Annotated in this window: 19 protein-coding genes; 3 read left to right on the top strand and 16 right to left on the bottom strand. The window is 63.8% G+C overall.

The window, feature by feature from the left end:
* Positions 1–183: 183 nt before the first annotated feature.
* The 9 genes from AWB74_RS40030 to AWB74_RS40070 all read right to left on the bottom strand — a co-directional run bounded on the left by AWB74_RS40030 (position 184) and on the right by AWB74_RS40070 (position 11736).
* On the bottom strand, positions 184–2121 hold the full coding sequence (locus tag AWB74_RS40030; RefSeq protein ID WP_061152088.1) for a hybrid sensor histidine kinase/response regulator: 1938 nt from the start codon (positions 2119–2121) through the stop codon (positions 184–186).
* Between the two features lie 74 nt (positions 2122–2195).
* A complete protein-coding gene (locus AWB74_RS40035; RefSeq protein WP_061152089.1) occupies positions 2196–2660 on the bottom strand; it encodes a response regulator in 465 nt (154 codons plus the stop codon).
* Positions 2653–4983 (bottom strand): ATP-binding protein, encoded by a 2331-nt coding sequence (locus tag AWB74_RS40040; protein ID WP_061152090.1) that lies wholly within the window; start codon positions 4981–4983, stop codon positions 2653–2655. Before AWB74_RS40040 ends, AWB74_RS40035 begins: the two co-directional genes overlap by 8 nt.
* Positions 4980–5588 (bottom strand): biliverdin-producing heme oxygenase, encoded by a 609-nt coding sequence (locus AWB74_RS40045; RefSeq protein ID WP_061152091.1) that lies wholly within the window; start codon positions 5586–5588, stop codon positions 4980–4982. Before AWB74_RS40045 ends, AWB74_RS40040 begins: the two co-directional genes overlap by 4 nt.
* A gap of 201 nt (positions 5589–5789) precedes the next feature.
* Positions 5790–6071 carry a hypothetical protein gene (locus AWB74_RS40050; RefSeq protein ID WP_061152105.1) on the bottom strand — a complete coding sequence of 94 codons (282 nt, stop codon included), beginning with the start codon at positions 6069–6071 and terminating at the stop codon, positions 5790–5792.
* 22 nt (positions 6072–6093) lie between these two features.
* The gene (ligD, locus tag AWB74_RS40055) at positions 6094–8823 is read right to left on the bottom strand and encodes a DNA ligase D (protein ID WP_061152092.1); all 2730 of its coding nucleotides are present in this window, start codon (positions 8821–8823) and stop codon (positions 6094–6096) included.
* A gap of 26 nt (positions 8824–8849) precedes the next feature.
* Positions 8850–9749, bottom strand: a complete 900-nt coding sequence (gene ku / locus AWB74_RS40060) for a non-homologous end joining protein Ku (RefSeq protein ID WP_061152093.1) — start codon at positions 9747–9749, stop codon at positions 8850–8852.
* Between the two features lie 266 nt (positions 9750–10015).
* Positions 10016–10567, bottom strand: coding sequence for a DUF6013 family protein (locus AWB74_RS40065; protein ID WP_061152094.1), 552 nt, complete (start codon positions 10565–10567; stop codon positions 10016–10018).
* Between the two features lie 152 nt (positions 10568–10719).
* Positions 10720–11736 (bottom strand): zinc-binding alcohol dehydrogenase family protein, encoded by a 1017-nt coding sequence (locus AWB74_RS40070; protein WP_061152095.1) that lies wholly within the window; start codon positions 11734–11736, stop codon positions 10720–10722.
* Positions 11737–11834: 98 nt separating this feature from the next.
* On the opposite strand from AWB74_RS40070, the gene AWB74_RS40075 reads away from it, so the two are divergent.
* Together AWB74_RS40075 and serB are read left to right on the top strand one after the other, a co-directional pair.
* Positions 11835–12791 (top strand): LysR family transcriptional regulator, encoded by a 957-nt coding sequence (locus tag AWB74_RS40075; protein ID WP_061152096.1) that lies wholly within the window; start codon positions 11835–11837, stop codon positions 12789–12791.
* 47 nt (positions 12792–12838) lie between these two features.
* Positions 12839–13678 carry a phosphoserine phosphatase SerB gene (gene serB, locus AWB74_RS40080; RefSeq protein ID WP_061152097.1) on the top strand — a complete coding sequence of 280 codons (840 nt, stop codon included), beginning with the start codon at positions 12839–12841 and terminating at the stop codon, positions 13676–13678.
* A gap of 45 nt (positions 13679–13723) precedes the next feature.
* Here serB and AWB74_RS40085 read toward each other — a convergent pair whose 3' ends face one another.
* The 5 genes from AWB74_RS40085 to rimO all read right to left on the bottom strand — a co-directional run bounded on the left by AWB74_RS40085 (position 13724) and on the right by rimO (position 19142).
* The gene (locus AWB74_RS40085) at positions 13724–14923 is read right to left on the bottom strand and encodes a cystathionine beta-lyase (protein WP_061152098.1); all 1200 of its coding nucleotides are present in this window, start codon (positions 14921–14923) and stop codon (positions 13724–13726) included.
* A gap of 66 nt (positions 14924–14989) precedes the next feature.
* Positions 14990–15664, bottom strand: a complete 675-nt coding sequence (locus AWB74_RS40090; RefSeq protein WP_235024876.1) for a hypothetical protein — start codon at positions 15662–15664, stop codon at positions 14990–14992.
* Positions 15664–16848 carry a beta-ketothiolase BktB gene (gene bktB / locus AWB74_RS40095; protein WP_061152099.1) on the bottom strand — a complete coding sequence of 395 codons (1185 nt, stop codon included), beginning with the start codon at positions 16846–16848 and terminating at the stop codon, positions 15664–15666. The genes AWB74_RS40090 and bktB overlap by 1 nt, the downstream gene beginning before the upstream one ends.
* Before the next feature lie 28 nt (positions 16849–16876).
* A complete protein-coding gene (locus tag AWB74_RS40100) occupies positions 16877–17800 on the bottom strand; it encodes a sugar kinase (protein WP_061152100.1) in 924 nt (307 codons plus the stop codon).
* 4 nt (positions 17801–17804) lie between these two features.
* Complete coding sequence (gene rimO / locus AWB74_RS40105) at positions 17805–19142, bottom strand: 30S ribosomal protein S12 methylthiotransferase RimO (RefSeq protein WP_061152101.1); 1338 nt, start codon at positions 19140–19142, stop codon at positions 17805–17807.
* A 475-nt stretch (positions 19143–19617) separates the two neighbouring features.
* Here rimO and AWB74_RS40110 point away from each other — a divergent pair, with 475 nt between their 5' ends.
* Positions 19618–20403, top strand: a complete 786-nt coding sequence (locus AWB74_RS40110; RefSeq protein WP_061152102.1) for a hypothetical protein — start codon at positions 19618–19620, stop codon at positions 20401–20403.
* 69 nt (positions 20404–20472) lie between these two features.
* On the opposite strand, the gene phaR is transcribed toward AWB74_RS40110, so the two are convergent.
* On the bottom strand, positions 20473–21048 hold the full coding sequence (gene phaR / locus AWB74_RS40115) for a polyhydroxyalkanoate synthesis repressor PhaR (RefSeq protein WP_061152103.1): 576 nt from the start codon (positions 21046–21048) through the stop codon (positions 20473–20475).
* 157 nt (positions 21049–21205) lie between these two features.
* Positions 21206–21946, bottom strand: coding sequence for a 3-ketoacyl-ACP reductase (locus AWB74_RS40120; RefSeq protein WP_061152104.1), 741 nt, complete (start codon positions 21944–21946; stop codon positions 21206–21208).
* Positions 21947–22094 lie beyond the last annotated feature (148 nt).

The raw sequence follows: 22094 nt of genomic DNA on the forward strand, positions 1-22094 counted from the left end.
CCCGATGCGCCAAGATGAATGTGTCAGCTATGTCCCCGACGAAAGTGTCAACCATGTCCCCGGTCTATACACAGCAGCAAAGAAAGTAGGTGCCGCCCCGCACAGGGGCAACGCAAATAGACCGACACGAATACAAGCTACACCACAAACACACACAGACACAGACACACACACGCAGCGCAACTATTTCGAAGGCTGTTCCGCAAGCGATTGAATCAGCGCTTCAAGCCGTGAAAAATTCACCGGCTTGGTCAGATGATCGCGAAAACCGGCTTCGCGGCAGCGCCGAATGTCCTCGTCCATGCCGTAGCCCGTGATCGCCACCGACGGCCTGTCGGGCTGCAAGCTCTGCCATGCGCGCGCGATGTCGAGACCGCTGCCGTCCGGCAGGCCGATATCGCTGACGAGCAGATCGAACGGTGCGCCCTTCGCGCGTTCGAGCGCCTCCGCGACGGTCACCGCGACCGTCACTTCGTGGCCGAGCATTTCGAGCACTTCGGACATCGCGGACGACGTCTGCTCGTTGTCCTCCACGAGCAGCACCCTGAGCGCGCGTCCGTGCTCCTGACTCGCCGTTTCGACGAGCGGCGCATCCTCGCGCGCGGGTTGCAGCCGCGCGAGCGGCAGCGTGAGCGTGAAGCGCGCGCCCGTGTCGCGGCCTTCGCTATAGGCTGACAATGTGCCGCCGTGCTTCTGCGCGAGCGTGCTCGCGATCGCGAGGCCGAGCCCTAAGCCGCCGAACGAGCGCGTGATCGAATCGTCGGCCTGTTCGAACGCCGAGAAGATGCGCGGCAACGCCTCCGCGCTGATGCCGATGCCGCTGTCCGTCACCGATACGGCGATCGTCGATGTATCCGGGTTCCACGTTCGCACCTCGATGCGCCCGCCCGCCGGCGTGAACTTCACCGCATTCTTCATCAGATTCCAGACGATCTGCTGAAGCCGCGCGGCATCGCCGAGCACGACGAAAAGCGCCGCATCGAAATGGGTTTCGAGCGTGAGGCTCTTCGTGCGCAGATCGGCCTCGGACATATCGAGCGCGCTCGTCAGCAAGGTATCGAGCGCGACGCTCGCGAAGTTCAGCGAGAGCTTGCCTCGCGCGATGCTCGTGAGATCGAGCAGATCGTCGATGAGGCGCGCTTCGAGCTCGACGTTGCGGCGAATCAGATCGAGCGTCGGATGCGCCTCGCGCGGCAGCGGGTGCTTCATTTCGAGCAGGCGCACGGCGGCCAGAATCGGCGTGAGCGGCGTGCGCAGCTCATGCGACAGCACCGCCAGAAAATGGTCCTTCGCGCGATTCGCCGACTCGGCTTGATCCTTCGCGAGCCGCAGCGCGTCGGCGGCCATGTGGGCATCGGTCGCGTCGCGCACGATCTTCGAAAAGCCGATCAGCTCGTCGTGCTCGCTGCGGATCGCCGTCGTCACGCCCGACGCAAAGAACGAATGGCCGTCCTTGCGCCAGAGCCAGCGGTCATCGCTTGCGCTGCCTTCGCGCCGCGCCGTGTCGAGTTCGCTCTCGAACACGCCGGCTTCGCGGTCTTCCTGCGCATAGAAGATGCTCGCGGACTGGCCGAGCACGTCCTGCGCGGGAAAGCCCAGAATGCGCTCCGACGCCGCGTTCCACGTGCGGATGCGCCCTTCCGGATCGAGCGTGATGACGGCGTAATCCTTGAGCGCGTCGATGAGCAGGCGAAAGTGCGTCTCCGTTTCGCGCAACGCCCGTTCCACCGCGATGCGCTGCGCGCGCTCCGCGCCCTCGCGCATCGCGCGGCGCACGACGGCGGGCAGGCGCTGCAGGCGTTGCTTGAGCACGTAATCGGTCGCGCCGCGCTTGAGCATGTCGACGGCGTGCTCTTCGCCGAGCAATCCCGACACGAAGATGAACGGTGTGTCCGGCGAGCGCTCGCTCGCGATCGTCAGCGCTTCGATGCCCGAGAAGGTCGGCATGACGAAGTCGGCGAGGATCACGTCGAAACGCTTCTTTTCGAGCTCGGCGATGAAAGTCGCGGAGTCATACACGATCGATGCATCGACCGAATAATCCGCGCGCTCCAGCTGGGCGATGGTCAGCTCCGCATCGAGTGCGTTGTCTTCGACGAGAAGCAGATGCAGCGGCTGCATGATCTAGACGCCCTCGCGAGAAGACGCGTGCAGGCGTGTCGGACGGGACGTGGACGCGAGCATGGGCGCAGCCGTCATTGCGAGGGCGGCGGACGGCGAAAACGCGTCGAACCCGGCGGCGGCTCGTTGAGCACGGCCCAGAACACGCCGAGATCGCTGATCGCCTCGACGAATTCGGCGAACTCCACCGGCTTCACCACGTACGCGTTCACGCCCAGCTCATAGCTGCGAATCAAATCCTGCTCCTCGCGCGATGACGTCAGCATGACGACGGGAATGCTCTTCAAAGACGCGTTCGAGCGCACCATGTCGAGCACTTCGAGACCGTCGATTTTCGGCAGCTTCAGGTCCAGCAGGATCACGGCGGGATTACCGGGCGCGCGCTCCTTCCACTCGCCTTCGCAAGTGAGATAGTCGATGGCTTCCTGTCCGTCGCGCGCCACGATGACTTCGTTCGCGAGTTGGCTCTTGTCGAGCGCGACGAGTGTGAGCTCGAGATCGTTTGGATTGTCTTCGACGAGCAATATCGGTTTAAGCATGGTCTCTTTTTGGCTTTTTGGCTGACGTCCCCTGCGTTCCGTTGGCGTTGCGGAACACGACCGGCAGGGAGAAATAGAATACCGCGCCCTCTCCCAGCCGTCCTTCGGCCCACGTGCGTCCCTCGTGCCGCTCGACGATGCGCCGCACGTTCGCAAGGCCGATGCCCGTGCCCTCGAACTCTTCCGCGCGATGCAGCCGCTGGAACACGCCGAACAGCTTCGCGCCGTACTTCATGTCGAAGCCGACACCGTTGTCGCGCACGCCGATCACGTAGTCGTCGCCGCTTCTGGACGCGAATATCTCGATTTTCGCCGATTCCCGCGTTCTCGTATATTTCACCGCGTTCGAAATCAGGTTGCGCAGCGCGAGCTGCAGGAACGCGGCGTCGCCGGTCACGCGCGGCAGATCGCCGATCACCCATTCGATACGACGCCCGACGCCTTCCTGCTCGAACTCCTGCACGACGCCGCGCACGAGCAGGCCGAGATCGACGGGCGCGGGTCTGAGCGCGGCGCGGCCCATTTGCGAGAAGGTCAGCAGATCGTCGACGAGCGTGCCCGCGAAACGCGCCGAATCGAGCATGTTGTTCAGGAAACGCCGGCTCTTCTCCGACATGCGCTCGCCTTCCTGCTCGCGCAATAAATCGCCATAACCGGCGATATGGCGCAACGGCGCGCGCAGGTCGTGCGACACCGAGTACGAGAACGCTTCGAGCTCCTTGTTCGCGCGCGTGAGTTCGGTCGCGAGCTCGGCGCGTTCCTCCGCGCGGCGCAGCACGATGTTCAGCAACGCGCCGCGCAATTCGCCGGCGATCTCGAGCTCGCCCTGACGCCATATCGCGGAATGACCGCGCACCGTTTCGAGCCACGGCGAAAAACTCGTGCGCGGCGCGCTTGCGCCATCCACATTTTCGATCTTGACCGGCTCGCCCGCCCACTTGATGGTCTGCATCACTTCGGGCCTGAACCACAGCAGATAGTTGCGAAAAATCTGCGAGACCGGCACCGCGAGCACGCCACACGCCTTGTCTTCGTAGGCCTTCGCGGGCGGCCATTCGCGCGCGAGCGAATCCGTGGCCCACACGCCCGAAGTGTTCTGCGCGAGCCAGTGCGTGAGCGCGCGCACGGTGTCTTCGTCGGGCGTGGCGCCGAGCAGCGTGACGCGGTCGTCGAACACGATCGCCGCGCCCGCCGAACGCGCGAAGCTCAACACGTCCTTCGGCACGGCCTGCAAACCGGCGACGAAGTTGTCGTGTTCGCCCATCGCGGTGATGAGCCGGCCCATCGTGCGGCGCAGCCCGGCGAGATACTCGCCTTCGGCGCGCTCTTCCTTCGCTTCGATCTGCAACGACAACATGTGCCCGAGATGCTCGACCGCGACGCGCGTGTTGAACGGCACGATGCGCGCGTCGTGATCGTGGCACGAGATGAGGCCCCACAACTGCCCCCGCACGACGATCGACACCGACATCGACGCATGCGTGCCCATGTTGCGCATGTACTCCAGATGCACCGGCGAGAAGCTGCGCAGCGTCGCGTACGTGAGATCGGTGGGACGGCCCGTGACGGCGTTCACGGGCGGCACGAGACGGGCCGGTCGATAGTCGACGTCGGCGACGAGCCGGATGCGGTTCTTCAGATACAGCGCGCGCGCCTGGCGCGGAATGTCCGACGCGGGAAAGAACTGATGCAGGAACGACGCGTAGCTTGCGTCGCGGTCTTCCGCGAGCACGTGGCTGCGGCCTTCCTCGTCGAAGCTGTAGAGCATCACCCGGCCGAAGCCGGTGATCGCGCGCACTTCGCGCACCGCGAGTTCGGCGAGCGCCTGCACGCTCTGCGCGTCCTGCAGCCCGCGCGCGAACGTGCGCACGAGCGGATACATGGAGGCGAACGCATCGCCTGTTGCGGCCGCCGCTTCCATTTCGATGACGAGCGCGCCGTCATGACGATGCATCGTGACGTCGAAGCGCATCGACCGTTCGCTCGCCGCCGGCGTGACGTCGATCGCGCCGATGTAGAGCGGCGCGTCTTCCAGCGCTGACGTGGCGGCGGCTTGTTCGATGCGCCGCGCGGCTTGCGCGCCGAGCACGATATCGAGCGGCTCGCCGATCAACGCATCGACGCTCGCGCCCGTCAGCGATGAAAGGTTCTCGCTTGCCTGCACGATGCGCAGATCGTCAGCGAGCACCAACAGAAAGCCATGCGGCTGGATGCCGCCTGGTATGTGGATCGGCTCGGCGTCGCAGTCCTTCGTGGCCACGCCCGAACTGAGCGTGCGCCGGCGCGCTTCGGCATCGGGCGGCTCGCTCGCGGATCCGCTCATGACGCCGCTCCCGGCGCCGGCGACGACTCCGCATCGGCCGTTTCGGGACACAGCCACGCGTGCAGGCTTTCGAAAGTGTCGATGGCGGCCTTCACCGCATCGTCGAACTGAAGCTCGGGCACCGACGACTCAGCGGTCGCGCGAAACGCGTTCCACATGCTGCCCGTGCGCGGACCGTAGCCATCGAAATAGGTATTGCCGAGACCCGGCTCGAGATCAAGACGTTCGGCGACGTGCGGCGCGATGAAGCGCCCGCCGAGCGTGCTGCCTTCCATCACGTACATCGAGCCGAATGCGCCGCCGACGTTATGCATGCGCGGCAGGTCACGGCATGGACCGACGTGCGGCCGCTCGCCCGTCAGCGCGGCGAGATCGGCGGCGAGCAGCGGCGCTTTGCGGCGCGCATCGAAGAACTCCGTGAGCGATGCAGGCATGCAGGCAGCGGCCGCATCTTCCCACGGCGCGACATAACCATAGAATCGTTCGAGCAGTGCGATGTATTCGTCGCGTTGCAGATCGTCCCGCATGAGGCCGAGCGCATTCTCGAGCCGCGCATGACACGCGGCGGTTTCGTGCTTCAGACGGGACAGGAGGTCGAGTGGCATGTTCCGTTGTGTTGGCTTCGGGCTGCTATGCGGGCATTGGATGCAGGCATCGGAAGGGCTTACCGGTTGGAGCTCTTGCGCACGAATGCATCGGTAGAAAACGCACCGACTGTTGCCTTTCAGGCCCGCGTTTTGATCAACAAATCATTTTACGCAACCGGACCGCGCGCTGCCATGCGCGGCCCCTCTTCACCGTTCGGTTCATCGCTTGGGCGCGCCGCCTTCGCCGCTGTTCACGTTCGCGTGTTCGTCGCGCTGCGTGTCGCGTTGATAGTCGCTGCCGCCGCGCCGATCCGTATCGACGAGACCGCGTTCGAGGTCCTCATGCGCCTGCTTGCCGACATCGCGCGCGCCGTTCTCGTGCTGCGATTCGACGTTCTGATCCGTCTCATGCGGCAACGGCGCTTTCGACGCATCGTCGCGAGATTGCGTCTCGCGTCCGCGTTCGGGCGCGCTTTGCGGCGCTGTGTTCGACTGTTTCATCATCGTCTCCCTGTATGCAACGTCACTTGCGCGACCCGTTCATGCCGAGCCGCTTCTTCATCTCTGCCGTGAGCCTCTGACGTGCCTTCTCGTAGCCCGCCCAAGGATCGCTCTTCAGCGCATCGAGCCGCTCGTGCGCGTTGCCGATGTTCCACTGATCGCCGCTCGTGACGTCGTCGAGTTCGTCCCACGAAAGCGGCATCGATGCGCCGAGCCCCGGCCGCGCGCGCAGCGAAAATGCCGCGACCGTGCTCGATCCGCGGTTGTTGCGCAGATAGTCGATGAAGATCTTGCCCTTGCGGTTCTGCATGCCCATCTTCGCCGAGAAGAACTTGGGCAGCGCATTCGCCATGTGCTGCGCGACCCCCTGCGAGAACGCCTTCATCTCGTCCCAGCCCACGTGTTTCGCGAGCGGCACGACGACATGAAATCCCTTGCCGCCGCTCGTCTTGCAGAACGACGTGAGGCCGAGTTCCGCGAGCAGTTCCTTCGTGAGTTTCGCGGCCTCGAGCATGCGTTCCCAGCCGACGCCTTCGCCCGGATCGAGATCGAACACCATGCGATCCGGCTTCTCGATGTTCGATGCCACCGCGTTCCACGTATGCAGTTCAATCGTGCCCATCTGCGCGGTGCCGACGAGCGCTTGCGGCGATTCGATCGTGAGCAGCGGCGGATGCCCCGGATCGACGTCGGGATGCTGCGTGATATGCGGAATCGCGAGCTTCGCGCTGTGCTTCTGAAAGAAGAGCTCGCCGCCGATATCTTCGGGCGCGCGCACGAGCGACACCGGGCGATCCTTCAGATGCGGCAGCATCCAGTCGGCTACCGACGCGTAGTACTCGACGACGTCGAGCTTGGTGAAGCCCGTCGACTTGTCAATCACACGTTCAGGATGGCTGATCTTTACGCCATCGATCTCGGCCGAGGCTGCTTTCGCTTTCGCTTTCGCCGATGTTTTCGTGGCCGCGGTTTTCTTCGGCGCCGTCTTCTTCGCCGCAACCTTTTTCGCCGCAACCGGCTCTTCCTTGACGATCTGACGCGCGGGTTTGTCGTCACGCAGACTGACGAACGATGCTTGTCGCACGATGCGCTCCTTGGTCCATTCCGCGTAATTGCACTCGGCCACGAGTTCAGGCTTCACCCAATGCACCGGCGTGCGGCTGCGTTCCCGCGGCTCGCTTTCGAACGGCATGCGCTGCGTCTCGCGCTTGTCGAGCTCCTTCTTCACCGCGACGAGCATCTTGTGATCGAAACCCGTGCCCACACGGCCCGCGTATTGCAGCTTGCCGTGCACGTCATACACGCCGAGCAGCAGCGCGCCGAATTCTCCGCGGCTGCCCGCTGGCTCCGAATAGCCGCCGATCACGAACTCCTGCCTGCGACGGCACTTGAGCTTGATCCACGATTTGCTGCGCCCCGACACATACGTGCTGTCGATCCGCTTGCCGATGATGCCTTCAAGCGCCATGTCGCACGCGCTCTTGAGCAGTTCTTCCGCATGGAAGGCGAAGTCCTGTGAATAGCGCAGCACCGGATCGTCGATCGGCTCGATGAGCGCCTTCAGGATCGCGCGCCGCTGCACGAGCGGCACGTGGCGCAGGTCGTAGCCGTTCAGATACGGCACGTCGAAGAAATACACCACGATGTCCTGCGGCCGTCCCGCATCGAACGCGTTTTGCAGCGCCTGGAAATCCGGCAGGCCGCGCTCGTCGAGCACGACGGCTTCGCCATCGAGCCAGCCGCTTTCGATATCGAGCTTGTCGAGCGCCTTCATCTGCTTCGAAAACTTCGCGCTCCAGTCGTTGCCGTTGCGCGTATAGATGCGGATCTCGCGCTTGCCCTTGATCGTTTCGATGCGCGCGAGCATCCGGTAGCCGTCGAACTTGATTTCGTAGGCCCAGTCATCGCCGGGCGGCGCGGCGTCGACGAGCGTCGCGAGTTGCGGCTTGAACGTCGCGGGCAGCTTCGCCTTCGCAGCGCCTTCGATCGCCGGCTCGTGCGACAACGTGCGCAACGACGCCGCGCTGCGATTCGCGACGATATCCGGATGCGCGTGTCCGTCCGATTTTTTCCGTGCCGCCGTCCTGCGCGCAGGCGCTTTCTTCGCGGCCGCCTTGCGTTCGGCGCGTTCGATCAGCGCGCCGCTCTTGTCGCGCGCGCCGAGCGAATCGGACAGCACGCTGCCCGGCTTCTTCAACACGATGTCGTATTCGGCTTCGGGCCGCGCTTCGTCGTCGCGTTCCTTGATCAGCAGCCACTGCTCCTTGTCGCCGCTGCCGCGCATGTGGCTCTTCACGAGCGTCCAGCCGCCGTGCAGCTTTTCGCCGTCGAGCACGAACTTGAGCTTGCCTTTCTCGTATTCGCGCGCGGCTTCTTCGACGCTGCCCGACTGCGGCGCCCATGTCCCGCGATCCCACACGATGACGCTACCCGCGCCATAGTTGCCTTCCGGAATCTCGCCTTCGAACGAACCGTAATCGAGCGGATGATCTTCGACATGCACCGCGAGACGCTTCACCGATGGATCGAGACTCGGGCCCTTGGGCACCGCCCATGACTTGAGGGTGCCGTCGAGTTCGAGCCGAAAGTCGTAATGCAGGCGGCGCGCGTCGTGTTCCTGGATGACGAAGGACAACGCCTGTTTCGCGGACTTTTTCGCGCGCGCACTGGCGCTACGCTTCGCGACGCCGGACGGTTCCGGTGTCTTTTCGAAGCGCCGCATACGTTGATAGGTTTCGAGTTTCTCAGCCATCGTCGTCTGCTTCGTGACTCATGCGCTCATGCGCGCTTGCGGCGCGTGGTCGTCTTGCGCGCGGGGCGCGCCGGTTGCTCGCTGGCTTCTTCTTCGGATTGCGCGGCTTTCGCACCGCGTTTCGGTGTCGCGCCGCCCTTCTTCAGACTGCGCTTGAGCAGGTCCGACAGATCCAGAATATCCGCCGACGGCTTGTGCTCGCCTTCGTCGATTGTCATCACTTCGGCGACCTTGCCTTCCTTCACCTTCTTGTCGACGAGCGCCATGATGTCGTCCCTGAAGGTGTCGTGATACTTGGTCGGGTCCCACGTGTCGCTCATATCGTCGATGAGGCGTTTGGCCATCTCCAGTTCCTTCGGCGTCACGCCGGCCTTCTTCGTGCTTTCGTCGGGGAACTTGAACTCTGTGAAATCGCGCACTTCGTCGCCCCAGCGCAAGGTGTTGAGCGCAAGCGCTGGACCGACGGGAATCAGCGCGGCCAGATGCTGCTTGTTATGCAGCACGACGCTCGCGATGCCGACCTTGCCGGTGTCCTTCAGCGCGTCGCGCAGCAGTGCATAGACTTTCTCGCCCTTGCGATCGGGCGCGAGGTAGTAAGGCGTATCGAGCGAGAGGAACGAGATTTCGGGCGCGTCGACGAAGGCGAGAATATCGACCGTCTGCGTCGACTCGGGATTCGCCGCGCGGATTTCGGCGTCGGTCATCACGACGTACTTGCCCTTCTCGTACTCGAAGCCGCGCACGATGTTGTCGCGCGTGACTTCCTTGCCCGTGTTCTTGTTGATCTGCTTGTAGCCGATGGGGTCCATCGAGCGCTTGTCGAGCAGATTGAAGCCGACCTTTTCCGACTGCGTCGCCGGATAGAGTTGCACGGGCACGTGGACCAGCCCGAAGCTGATCGCGCCTTTCCAGATCATGTGCGGCATCGCGGCACCTTCGCTGTCGGATCGAGTCGATGGATGCGCCTCGCGGCGCAGTAACGACAACGACTCGCACGAAGCGTGCCAAACGGTGCGCACACGACGATGCACACCGCCTTCGGGACCGTTGGGTTTACACGCGCCGCCGTCGCGCCCTGGCCTTCTGTAAGCCTTACTGCCCGATTGTTTTCGCGGGCGTCGGTGGAAAAGACGGTTAGTTGCGAACGATACGCTGAAAAAAGCGCGCCGACGTCACCCGGCGCGCGGCGTGCTTATTTTCGGCTCGCGGTGACGGTCAGTTGCGTGCCGTCATCCAGCGTGACGGTTTTCTTGGAACCGGTCGAAGTCGGCATCGAGAAGCGGACGATTTGGCTGAAACGGTTATCGACGGGACATTGCAGGCTCTTGCCGCCGACGGTCACCTTGTTCGTGCCCTTCGGCGCATAGGCGCGAAAGCTGATCTGCACGTTGGCCGAACCGTTGTCGCCGACCATCGGCGCGAAGCGAATCTGCACTTGCCGGATTGCCTGGCCGTCCGCGCTCTTCGGCACGGAAGCCGCCTGCGGGCAGCCGTCAGGCACCGCCTGCGCGCCGCTCGGCGCCGTGCCCTGCCAGGTGAAGTCGTCGGTCTGACCCGAGCGGATGGTGCGCGTTTCCTGTTCGTTGCCGAAGTTTTTCGACGCCATCTTCACGGTGTACTTGATGGGTCCGTCATTGGGCGCCTCGGAGAGCACCTTGATGCCTGGCGTCGCGTGAGCCGTCGCTGCGAACATCGCGAGCGCGGCGACGGAAACGATGCGACGAACGTTCAAAAGACGATTCATGCCGCCACCTCCGTATCGGGCGCTGAGGAAGGCCGGCGCTGCTGAGCGCCGGCGTGCTGTAGGGCGGATCAAGTCTAGCGCCCTGCCTCATTGGTCATCCTAGTGGAAAACCCGCGCGCGCGGCAAAGTCAATGACGTTCGTCAACGCGCGATCAGAAGCCGGTCAACACCAGCTTTCCGACCGTGCGCCCTTCTTCCAGCAGCCGATGCGCCTCGCGCAGATTCGCCGCGTTGATAGCGCCGAGATTCTTGCCGAGCGTCGTGCGAATCGTGCCTGCGTCGATCAGCCGCGCCACTTCGGACAGCAGCTTGTGCTGCTCGATCATGTCCGGCGTCTTGAACATCGCGCGCGTGAACATGAATTCCCAGTGAAACGCCGCGCTCTTCGATTTCAGCAATTCGACGGCAATCGGTTTCGCGTTCTCGACGATCGTGCAGATGCCGCCTTGCGGCTTGATGACCTCGGCGGCCGCGGGGAAATGCTTGTCGGTATCGTTGAAGATGAGCACGTAATCGACCTGCGGGAAGCCGATCTCTTTCATCTGCTTCGGAATGTCGTCGAAGTGATTCACGATGTGATCCGCGCCGAGGTCTTCCGCCCATTTTGCCGATTCGGGCCGCGACGCCGTCGCGATCACCTGCAGCTTCGCGACGCGCTTCGCGAGCTGAATGCCGATAGAGCCGACGCCCCCCGCACCGCCGACGATCAGCACCGACTTGCCCGCGTCCTTGCCTTCCGCCGATACGCCCAGCCGCTCGAACAGCGCTTCCCATGCGGTGATGGTCGTGAGCGGCAGCGCGGCGGCGCTGGTGAAATCGAGCGACTTCGGCTTGGCGCCGACGATGCGCTCGTCGATCAGATGAAACTCGCTGTTCGCGCCCTGCCGCGTGATATCGCCGGCGTAATAGACCGGATCGCCCGCCTTGAAAAGCGTGACGTCGGGACCGACCGCTTCCACGACGCCCGCCGCGTCCCAGCCGAGCACGCGCGGCGTGTCCTCGATCTTGTCCTTCGGCGCGCGCACTTTGGTATCGACGGGATTCACCGCGATCGCCTCGATTTTCACGAGCAGATCGCGACCGCTGGGCATCGGTTTGTCGAGTTCGATATCGACGAGCGATTCGGGATTGGAAATCGGAAGGTAACGCGTCAGGCCGATGGCTTTCATGTGCTGCTCCTTTTAGTGAACTGGTTCCGATATTAGTCCGCGACCGGCATCTGGAAAACCGCCATAATCGCTGAAACATTCTTTGGAAAATCCATCAAATGGCGAGCGATGTTCTGGCAGACACCGTCACGCGTGACCGGCTCGATCTGCTCGACGTCGGTCTTTTCGTCCGCGCGGCGGCGCTCGCGAATCTGTCGGCGGCGGCGCGCGAATTCGGATTTTCGCCGGCGGTCGCGAGCGCGCGCATCGCCGCGCTGGAGCGCATGTTGGGCGCGCGGCTTTTGCATCGCACGACGCGGCGCGTGTCCGTCACGCAGGAAGGCGAGATTTTCGCGGCGCACGCGCGCGATCTGCTGGACGCCGCCGAGACCGCGCGCGCGTCGGTCGGGCATGCGCGAGAGCATCCGCACGGACGCCTGCGCGTGACGATGCCCTCCTCGCTCGGCCGACAGCACATTTCGCCGCTGATTCCCGCGTTTCTGCGCCAGTTTCCCGGCGTTACGGTCGAGTTGCGCATGACCGATCAGATCGTCGATCTCGTCGATGAAGGCATCGACTTGGCGATCCGCATCGGCGCGCTGAAGGATTCGACGCTCGTCGCGAAGAAGCTCGCAAGCAACCGGCGCGTGCTGTGCGCGTCGCCCGCATATCTGGCGGAGCACGGCACGCCGCGTCATCCGGCCGATCTCGCCGAGCACGAATGCGTGATCCTTGCCGATCAGCGTGACTGGAGTTTCGTGACGCCGACCGGCGTAATCGACGTGCGCGTATCGGGACGGCTCGTGACGGACAACGGCGAAGTGATCCGCGATGCGCTCGCGGCGGGCATCGGCATCGGGCTGAAATCGACGTGGAGCGTCGCGCCACTCATCGCGAGCGGCGAGCTCGTCACCGTGCTCGACGACTACCCGCTCGCGCAGACCGTCGCGATCTGGGCGGTGTATCCGAGCCGCGCGTTCGTGCCGCCGAAGACGCTCGCGTTCATCGACTTCCTCGCGGCGCAGTTCGGCGAGCCGCCTTACTGGGATGTCGATCCGGCGCGCGTGCAGCGCTGAAGGTTCTTTACAATGGCAGTTTCCTGCCTTCCGCGCTTCTGCCTCCGATGAACCTCGTCATCCAAAGTCCCAGCCCCATTTCCGATTCGCATCTGCGGCCGCTCGCTGCGCTCGCCCGCTCGCGGGAAACGAAGCGCATCGACGACACGCTTCTGCATCTCATCGACGCCGATCCGCTGCAGCGCCCCGATATCGACGCCTATTGCGGCGCGCATGCGCTCGATTACGCGTATATCGAGCCGAACGCGAAGCTGGCGGATTTCGGGCTCGTCGCGATGGACATGGACTCGACGCTCATCACGATCGAATGCATCGACGAAATCGCGGACTTTTGCGGCCTGAAGGCGGAAGTCGCGGCGATCACGGAAGCATCGATGCGCGGCGAGATCAAGGACTTCAACGAGAGCCTCACGCGCCGCGTCGCGCTGCTCAAGGGTCTCGATGCGAGCGCGCTGGAACGCGTCTATGAGGAACGCCTGCAATTGTCGCCCGGCGCGGAACGGATGCTCGAAGGCGCACGTGCCGCGGGCCTGAAGACGCTGCTCGTGTCGGGCGGATTCACGTTCTTCACGGAGCGGCTGAAAGCGCGCCTCGGCCTCGACTACGCGCGCGCGAACACGCTTGAAATCGTCGACGGCAAGCTGACCGGGAAGGTCGTCGGAGAGATCGTGAATGCGGATGTGAAGGCGCGCACGCTCATCGATACGTGCGCGGCGGTCGGCATCGATCCGAAGCGCGCGATCGCGATGGGCGACGGCTCGAACGATCTGAAGATGATGGCCGAAGCCGGTTTGTCGGTGGCGTTTCGCGCGAAGCCGGTCGTGCGGCAATCGGCGAGTGTGGCGTTCAACTTCGTCGGCTTGGACGGGTTGTTGCGCCTGTTTTGATCGATGTGAAAACGGCGCCTTGCAACGCGCGGCGCCGTTCTTCCTTCAGGCGAACGCCTTCGCGAGCGCCGCTTCCAGATCCGCGCGCAAATCCTCTTGCACTTCCAGTCCGATATAGAAGCGCACCAGCACGCCTTCATGCGGCCATTGCGACGCCGTGCGCATCGAACGGACGTTGTACGGCATCGCGAGGCTATGCGAGCCACCCCAGCTCCAGCCGATCGAGAATAGTTCCAGCGCCTCGACGAACGCATCGACTTGCGCGGCGCTGTAGCGGCCATCGAACACGATCGAGAACAGCCCGCCCGCGCCGCCCTCGAAATCACGCTCGTAGAACGCGTGACCCGGACAATCTTCCAGCGCCGGATGCAGCACCGCGGTGACTTCCGGACGCGTCTTGAGCCATTGCGCGAGCGCGAACGCCGTGCGGTCGTGCGCCTCATAGCGCGTTTTCATCGACGGCAGGCTGCGCAGCACGAGCGATGCATCGTCCGCCGACACGCCGATGCCCATTCTCATGCGCGCACGCTTCATCTTCTTGTGCAGTTCGATGTCGCGCGTGATGACCACGCCCATCAGCAAGTCGCTGCCGCCCGACTGATACTTCGTCAGCGCCTGCACGGAGATATCGACGCCATGCTCGAACGGCTTGAACGCGAGGCCCGCCGAAAACGTGTTGTCGATCGCCGTGACGATGCCCTTCGCGCGCGCGACCGCGACGATCGCCGGCACGTCCTGCACTTCCATCGTCACGGAGCCGGGCGCTTCGAGCCAGATGAGCTTCGTGTTCGGACGGATCGATTCGGCGATGCCCGCGCCCGTCATCGGATCGTAGTACGTCACTTCGAGGCCGAAGTCGGCGGCGAGCCAGTCCGCGTGCTCGCGGTTCGGCGAATAGGCGTTGTCGGGCACGAGAACGTGATCGCCCGCGTTCACCAGACCGAAATAGACGTTCGAGATCGCGGCCAGCCCGGACGGCTGCAACAGCGCATGTTCGCCGCCTTCGATCGCGGCGAGGCGCTGCGCGAGCGCGATCGTCGTCGGCGTGCCGTGCAGGCCGTAGCGCCATTTCGAATCGTCGCTCCAGGTGAGCGCGCGCATCGTCGCGAGATCGGGAAACACGACCGTCGATGCACGCGCAACAGGCACCGAAAACGACTCGAAGCCGGGCGTGATGCGATCCTTCGGTTGCACGATGCGGGTCTGCAGATCGCGGTCGTTGATGTTCTTGCGTGAATCGGTCATGGCTTCGCTATGAATCGCAAAAAAGAAAAGCCGCCGGATGGGCCGGCGGCATCAGAACGAATAAAGTTATTCGCCGATGATGACGTTGCTCGTGCCGCCCACGGCATTTTTGGGCGGCGCAGGCGGCGCCGGTTCCAGCGACGGCGCGGGCGGTGGTTTCGTCACGCCCGTCGCGCCCGTTGCGGGCATCGGCGTCAACGCCTTGCCCGCGACCGCCGGATGCAGGTCGAACGGCTGCCCGTTCGAATCGTCCGGGTCCATGCGCTCGCCCGACAGGCTGCCGTCCGCCGCGATCTTGCCGACCCAGTTGCCCGTGATATGCGTGCCGTCGTTCGATTCCTCGATCTCGAGCGTGTCGCCGTCGCGATCGCCCGCGACGAGAATCACATTTGGGCTGCCCGCAAAACGATACTCGCCGTGCAAGCCGGAAGGCTCGTCGGTTTTCGCGCCGAGCTTCATCTCGATCTGCCTGCCGCCGAGCGTGCCGACATAGCGCGGAAAACCCGCGTACTCCGGATTCGGCGTCAGCGGCTTTTGCGGCGGCAGCGCGAGTTCCTTGATCGCGGCCTGCGCGCCGTGCACGTCGGCGCCGGCGGGCTCGCGCTGACTCTGCGGCACCACGCCGCCGCTGCCTGGCGAGCCCGGCGGCATCGGCGAATTGCAGGCAGCGAGCGCCGCAGCGATGGCACAAGCCGCGAGCATCTGCGGCCCTTTCATGCGGTACATCGTCCTTGCGCTCATCAAATGCGCTCGAAGATCGCTGCGATGCCCTGCCCGCCGCCGATGCACATCGTCACGAGCGCGTAACGCCCGCCGATGCGCTGCAGCTCGTACAGCGCCTTCACGGTGATGAGCGCGCCGGTCGCGCCGATCGGATGGCCGAGCGAAATGCCCGAGCCGTTCGGGTTGACCTTCGCGGGATCGAGCTTCAGTTCCTGCGACACGGCGCAGGCTTGCGCGGCGAACGCCTCGTTCGCTTCGATGACATCGAGATCGTTCACTGTGAGGCCCGCGCGCTCCAGCACTTTCTGCGTCGCCGGAACCGGGCCGATGCCCATGATCTTCGGATCGACGCCCGCATGCGCGTACGCGACGAGGCGCGCGAGCGGTTTCGCGCCGCGCTTCTCCGCGACGGAGCGCTCCATCAGCACGACGGCCGCTGCCGCGTCGTTGATGCCGGACGCGTTGCCCGCCGTCACCGTGCCGTTTTCCTTGACGAAGACCGGCTTCAGCTTCGCGAAGTCTTCCGCCGTCGCGTTCATGCGCACGTGCTCGTCGCGGTCGAAGACGGTGTCGCCCTTCTTCGATGCGAGCGTGATCGGTAGAATCTGTTCCTTGAAATAGCCGGCTTCGGTCGCCCTGGCCGCGCGGCGATGCGATTCGAGCGCGAGCGCGTCCTGCATCTCGCGCGTGATGCCGAACTTCTGCGCGACGTTTTCCGCCGTCACACCCATGTGGATCTTGTCGAACGGATCGTTGAGCGCGCCGACCATCATGTCGACGATGCGCGTATCGCCCATGCGCTGGCCGAAGCGCGCCGCGGGCATGATGTACGCCGCGCGACTCATGTTCTCCGCGCCGCCGCCGATGGCGACATCGGCATCGCCGAGCAGGATCGACTGCGCCGACGACACGATCGCCTGCAGGCCCGAGCCGCACAGCCGGTTCACCGTGAGCGCGGGCGCGTGCTGCGTGACGCCGCCGTCGAGCGCCGCGACGCGCGCGAGATACATGTCGCGCGGCTCGGTATGCACGACGTTGCCGAAGACAACGTGACCGACTTCGTCGCCCTGCACGCTGGCCCGCGAAAGCGCCTCGCGCACGACGCGCGCACCGAGATCGGTCGGGCTGAAGTCCTTGAGCGCGCCGCCGAAATCACCGATTGCCGTGCGTACGCCGCTTACCACCACCACTTCGCGCTGCATGTTGTCGTCTCCTTCGTTTGAGGTTCGGCTATTCTGCCAGCGCGCGCTCGACCTCGTCCTTGCGCGGAATCGGTGCGACGGCGCCGAAGCCTTGCGTCGACAGCGCGGCCGCGACGTTCGCATAGCGCGCGGCGGCGAAGGGATCGTCGCCTGCCACGATGCGTGCGATGAAAGCGCCGCCGAAGCAGTCGCCCGCGCCGGTCGCATCGACCGCCTGCACGACGCGGCCCGGCACGACACGCCGCTCGTCCGGCGTCGCGATATATGCGCCTTCCTTGCCGAGCTTCAGCGCGACGACGGTCGGGCCGAGCTCGAGCAACGCATCGACGATGGCGTCTTTATCTTCGTGGCCCGTGAGCAAGGTGACGTCGTCCCAGCTCGGCAGGCAGATATCGGTCGAGCGGATGGCTTCCGTCATGACCGCGCGGGCACGCGCGAGCGGCCACAGCTTCAGGCGCAGGTTTGTATCGAAGCTGACCTTCACGCCGTGCGAGCGGGCGTGATCCATCGCGGCGAGCGCGGCATCGCACGCCGATACGCCGATCGCGAGGCTGATGCCCGACAGATGCACGACCTTCGATGCGGCGATCGCGTCGAGCGGCAGATGCGACGGCGCATACCGGCTCGCCGCCGAGCCCGCGCGCAGATAATCGAAACGATGTCCGCTCTCGCCGTGCGACACGAAATAGACGCCCGTGGGCGCATCGTGATCGACGCGCACCGTTGCCGTATCGACATTTTCCGCGCGCCACAGATCGAGCAGCAATTGCCCGAAATGGTCGTTGCCGACCGCGGACACGAAGCCCGTCGACGCGCCCTGGCGCGATGCCGCGATCAGGAAGTTGGAGACGTCGCCGCCGAAGCCTTGCAGATAGTTCGGCTGATCGCGCGTCGACTGATTGAACTCGACCATCGCCTCGCCGAGCGCGAGGATGTGCGGCATCGCTGGCATACGTTTAGACCTCGCCCCAGAGATCGTGGCCATCGGCGCCGGTGATCTTCACCGACACGAAGTCGCCGGCCTTGTAGCGCTTCGATGCTTTGGTCGTCGGCGCGATATAGACGACGCCGTCGATTTCCGGCGCATCCGCCGCCGTGCGGCCGACGCCGCCGTCTGTGCTCACTTCATCGACGAGCACTTTCAGCGTCTTGCCGACCTTGCGCTTCATGCGCTTCGCCGACAGTTCTTCCGCGAGTTCCATGAAGCGCGCGCGGCGCTCCTCGCGCACTTCGTCGGGCAGCGCGCCGTCGAGCTCGTTCGCGCTCGCGCCTTCGACCGGCGAGTACGCAAAGCAGCCGACACGGTCCAGATCCGCTTCCTTCAGGAAGTCCAGCAGTGTCTGGAACTGCTCTTCCGTTTCGCCCGGAAAACCCGCGATGAAGGTGCTGCGGATCGTCAGATCCGGACAGATCTCGCGCCAGGTCTTCACGCGTTCGAGCACCTTTTCGGCGTTGGCCGGACGCTTCATGCGCTTCAGCACGTCGGGATGCGCGTGCTGGAACGGCACGTCGAGATACGGCAGCACGTGGCCCTTGAGCGGACCTTCGGCCATCATCGGGATGACTTCATCGACGCTCGGATACGGATAGACGTAGTGCAGGCGCACCCACGCGCCGTATTGCGCGGCGAGCTCGCCGAGCGCACCGACGAGATCGGTCATGCGCGTCTTGAGCGGCTTGCCGTTCCAGAAGCCGGTGCGATATTTCACGTCGACGCCATACGCGCTCGTGTCCTGCGAGATCACGAGCAGTTCCTTCACGCCGGATTTGAAGAGATTCTCGGCTTCGAGCATCACGTCGGCGACCGGACGCGACACGAGATCGCCGCGCATCGACGGAATGATGCAGAACGTGCAGCGATGATTGCAGCCTTCGGAAATCTTGAGGTACGCGTAGTGGCGCGGCGTGAGCTTGATGCCGGCAGGCGGCACGAGATCGGTGAACGGATCGTGCGGCTTCGGCAGATGCGCGTGCACCGCGTTCATCACTTCGTTGGTCGCGTGCGGGCCGGTGACGGCGAGCACTTTCGGATGCACTTCCTCGATGAGGCCCGTGCCGCTCGCGCTCTTTTTCGCACCGAGACAGCCGGTCACGATGACCTTGCCGTTTTCGGAGAGCGCTTCGCCGATGGCGTCGAGGCTTTCCTGCACGGCTTCGTCGATGAAGCCGCAGGTGTTGACGACCACGAGGTCCGCGCCGTCATAGGTGCCGGAGATTTCGTAACCCTCGGCGCGCAGCTGGGTCATGATCTGCTCGGAATCGACGAGCGCTTTCGGGCAACCGAGCGAAACCATGCCGATTTTCGGCGCGGGATTCGTCTTGGTGATTGAATCTGAAGTGTTTTTCACGGGGGAGTGTCGTTTTCGGGACGCACGAGGCCAATCCGCTATCTTACCCCGGCGCGCTGGGGCGGCGGGTTTTACAGGGAAGAACCGGCGTGTGCACGGCCAACGGCAACTGCTCGGCTTCGTATCGCTCGATCCGGATCGGCATCGATCAGTTCCGAAATGGCCGCGAGCGAGGCGGCGTAATCGGCTTCGGTCCGAATCGGGCGAATTTTCATGGCGTCCGTCTTTTGCGCGCGACATTCACTGTTTCAATCGATCTGGCAGCGCGCTCAGCCGTATCCGATTTCTTTGACCGCTCAACCCCGCCACACTCGCCTGTTGGACCACCGACGAGCGACAGGTTCTGCCTCTCGACACATGTTCACAAAGGCAGACCGACGGCCTCTTACCATCTCCCCTCACCCCGCATTCCCAAAGCACCATGCTCGATCACTCCGCCCTACGCGCCTTCAACCCGCTCTTCATCACCCCCTGCTACTCCGGCCAGGTGACCTCCGGCTACGCGACCAGCATGCTCACGCTCACGAACGAGCTCTGGCGTCTCGGCGTGCAAGGCTCCATGCGCATCCGCGCCGGCGAAAGCCTCGTCACCCGTGCGCGCAACGAAGCCGTCGCGCATTTTCTCGCTCAAAAGCAGCACACACATCTCTTCTGGATCGATGCCGATATCGGCTTCACGCCGGATCAGGCGCTGCGCCTGCTGCTCGCGGACCGCGATGTCGTCGCGGGCGTGTATCCGTTGAAGCGCATCGACTGGACGGGCGAGATTCCCGCAGGCCTTACGCAAGAGCAATTTCTCGCGCGCGCTCTGCGCTATCCGGTGAATTCGCTCGACAGCGCGAACGCGGCCGTCGACGAAGACGGTTTCATGGAAGTGAGCGAAGCCCCGACGGGCTTCATGTGCATTCGCCGCTCGGTGCTCGAAACGATGATCGAGCGCATGCCCGAACTGCAATACGTCCCCGACGCGCCACCCGATTCGCCGCTGCACGGCTACTGTCATCGCTTTTTCGACGTGATGGTCGAGTGCGAAACGGGCCGTTATCTTTCCGAGGACTATGCGTTCTGCCGCCGCTGGCGCGATCTGGGCGGAAAGGTCTACGTGGATAGCCGCTCGAAGCTCGCGCATCACGGCGCGTTCACATATCGCGGCGATTTCGGCGCGGCGTGGGCGCAGGATCCCGCGCGGGCGGTAGGCGGTCTGTGAGCGGACGGCACGCGTTCGCTCACGCCGAGGCGCGAAAGCCCCGACCTCCGAACGCGCCCATGAAACCGGCTACTTCTTTTCCGTCGACGAAGGCGTGGGCGTCGGAAACGGAAACGTGTTGAACATCGACTTCGCCTGCGACTGCATCTGCTCCTGCATCTGCACGAACATGTTCTTCGACTGCTCGATGTAGCTCGTCATCATGCCCTGCATCATCGGCGCCTGCATGTTCATGAACTGCGACCAGACTTCGGGGTTGAGCCCATTGCCGTCGTAGATGCCCTTGCTCTGCTCCGTCAGCTTCTGCTGGATGTCGATGAACGCCTGGATGTTCTTTTCCAGGTACGTGCCCATCATGCCCTGCATCGCATGGCCGTAGAAGCGGATGATCTGCGAAAGCATTACCGACGAGAACATCGGCAGGCCGCCGCTCTCTTCTTCGAGAATGATCTGCAACAGGATGCTGCGCGTGAGATCGTCGTTGCTCTTCGCGTCGAGAACCTTGAAGTCTTCCTGATCGAGCACGAGTTGCTTCACATCGGACAACGTGATGTAAGTGCTCGTTTCCGTGTCATACAGCCGACGGTTTGGATATTTTTTGATGAGTCGTTCGGCGGAGTTCTTTGTAGTAGTAGTGGTGGTCATTTAACGCCTTTAAACGCAAAACTTTACTGCGATGGCAGCAAGCAAGTCTTGCGTTGTCGCAAAAAAGCGCTGCTGCATGTTCGCCGCATCGTTGATTTAATCCGGCGAGTGGAGGCTTCCCGCGTGCCCTGGAAGCGTCGCGGGAAGCCTCCGCCCGTCAGCCCATATGCAAGCCGCCGTTCAGTGAGAAGTCAGCACCCGTCGAGAATCCCGACTCGTCGGACGCGAGCCACGCGCAGATCGAACCGATCTCGTCGGGCGTGCCCAGACGGCGAACCGGAATCGTCGCGACGATCTTTTCCAGCACTTCCGGACGGATCGCCTTCACCATGTCCGTGCCGATATAGCCCGGCGACACGGTGTTGACCGTCACGCCCTTTGTAGCCACTTCCTGCGCGAGCGCCATCGTGAAGCCGTGAATGCCGGCCTTCGCGGTCGAGTAGTTGGTCTGGCCGAACTGCCCTTTCTGACCGTTCACCGACGAAATGTTGATGATGCGGCCAAAGCCGCGCTCGACCATGCCGTCGATGACCTGCTTCGTCACGTTGAAGAGGCTCGTCAGGTTCGTGTCGATGACGGCCGTCCAGTCTTCGTGCGTCATCTTGCGGAACACGACATCGCGCGTGATGCCCGCGTTGTTGACGAGAATATCGACCTCGCCGACTTCCGCCTTGACCTTGTCGAACGCGTTCTTGGTCGATTCCCAGTCGCCGACGTTGCCTTCGGAGGCAATGAAGTCGAAGCCGAGCGCCTTCTGGTCTTCGAGCCATTTCACCCGACGCGGCGAATTCGGGCCGCAGCCCACGACGACCGTAAAGCCGTCCTTGAGCAGGCGCTGGCTGATGCTGGTGCCGATGCCGCCCATCCCGCCGGTTACATACGCTATGCGCTTCGTCATTCCTCACTCCATTTTGTTATGCGAGCGGCGCTCGAACTGCGCCGCCCGCTTGCCCTTCCCAAGGTTGCCTTGTTACGGACGCTCGAGCGCCAGCGCGACGCCCATGCCGCCGCCGATGCACAGCGACGCCAGGCCCTTCTTCGCGTCG

It is taken from the genome of Caballeronia arvi (assembly GCF_001544695.2).
Classification (GTDB): Bacteria; Pseudomonadota; Gammaproteobacteria; order Burkholderiales; family Burkholderiaceae; genus Caballeronia; species Caballeronia arvi.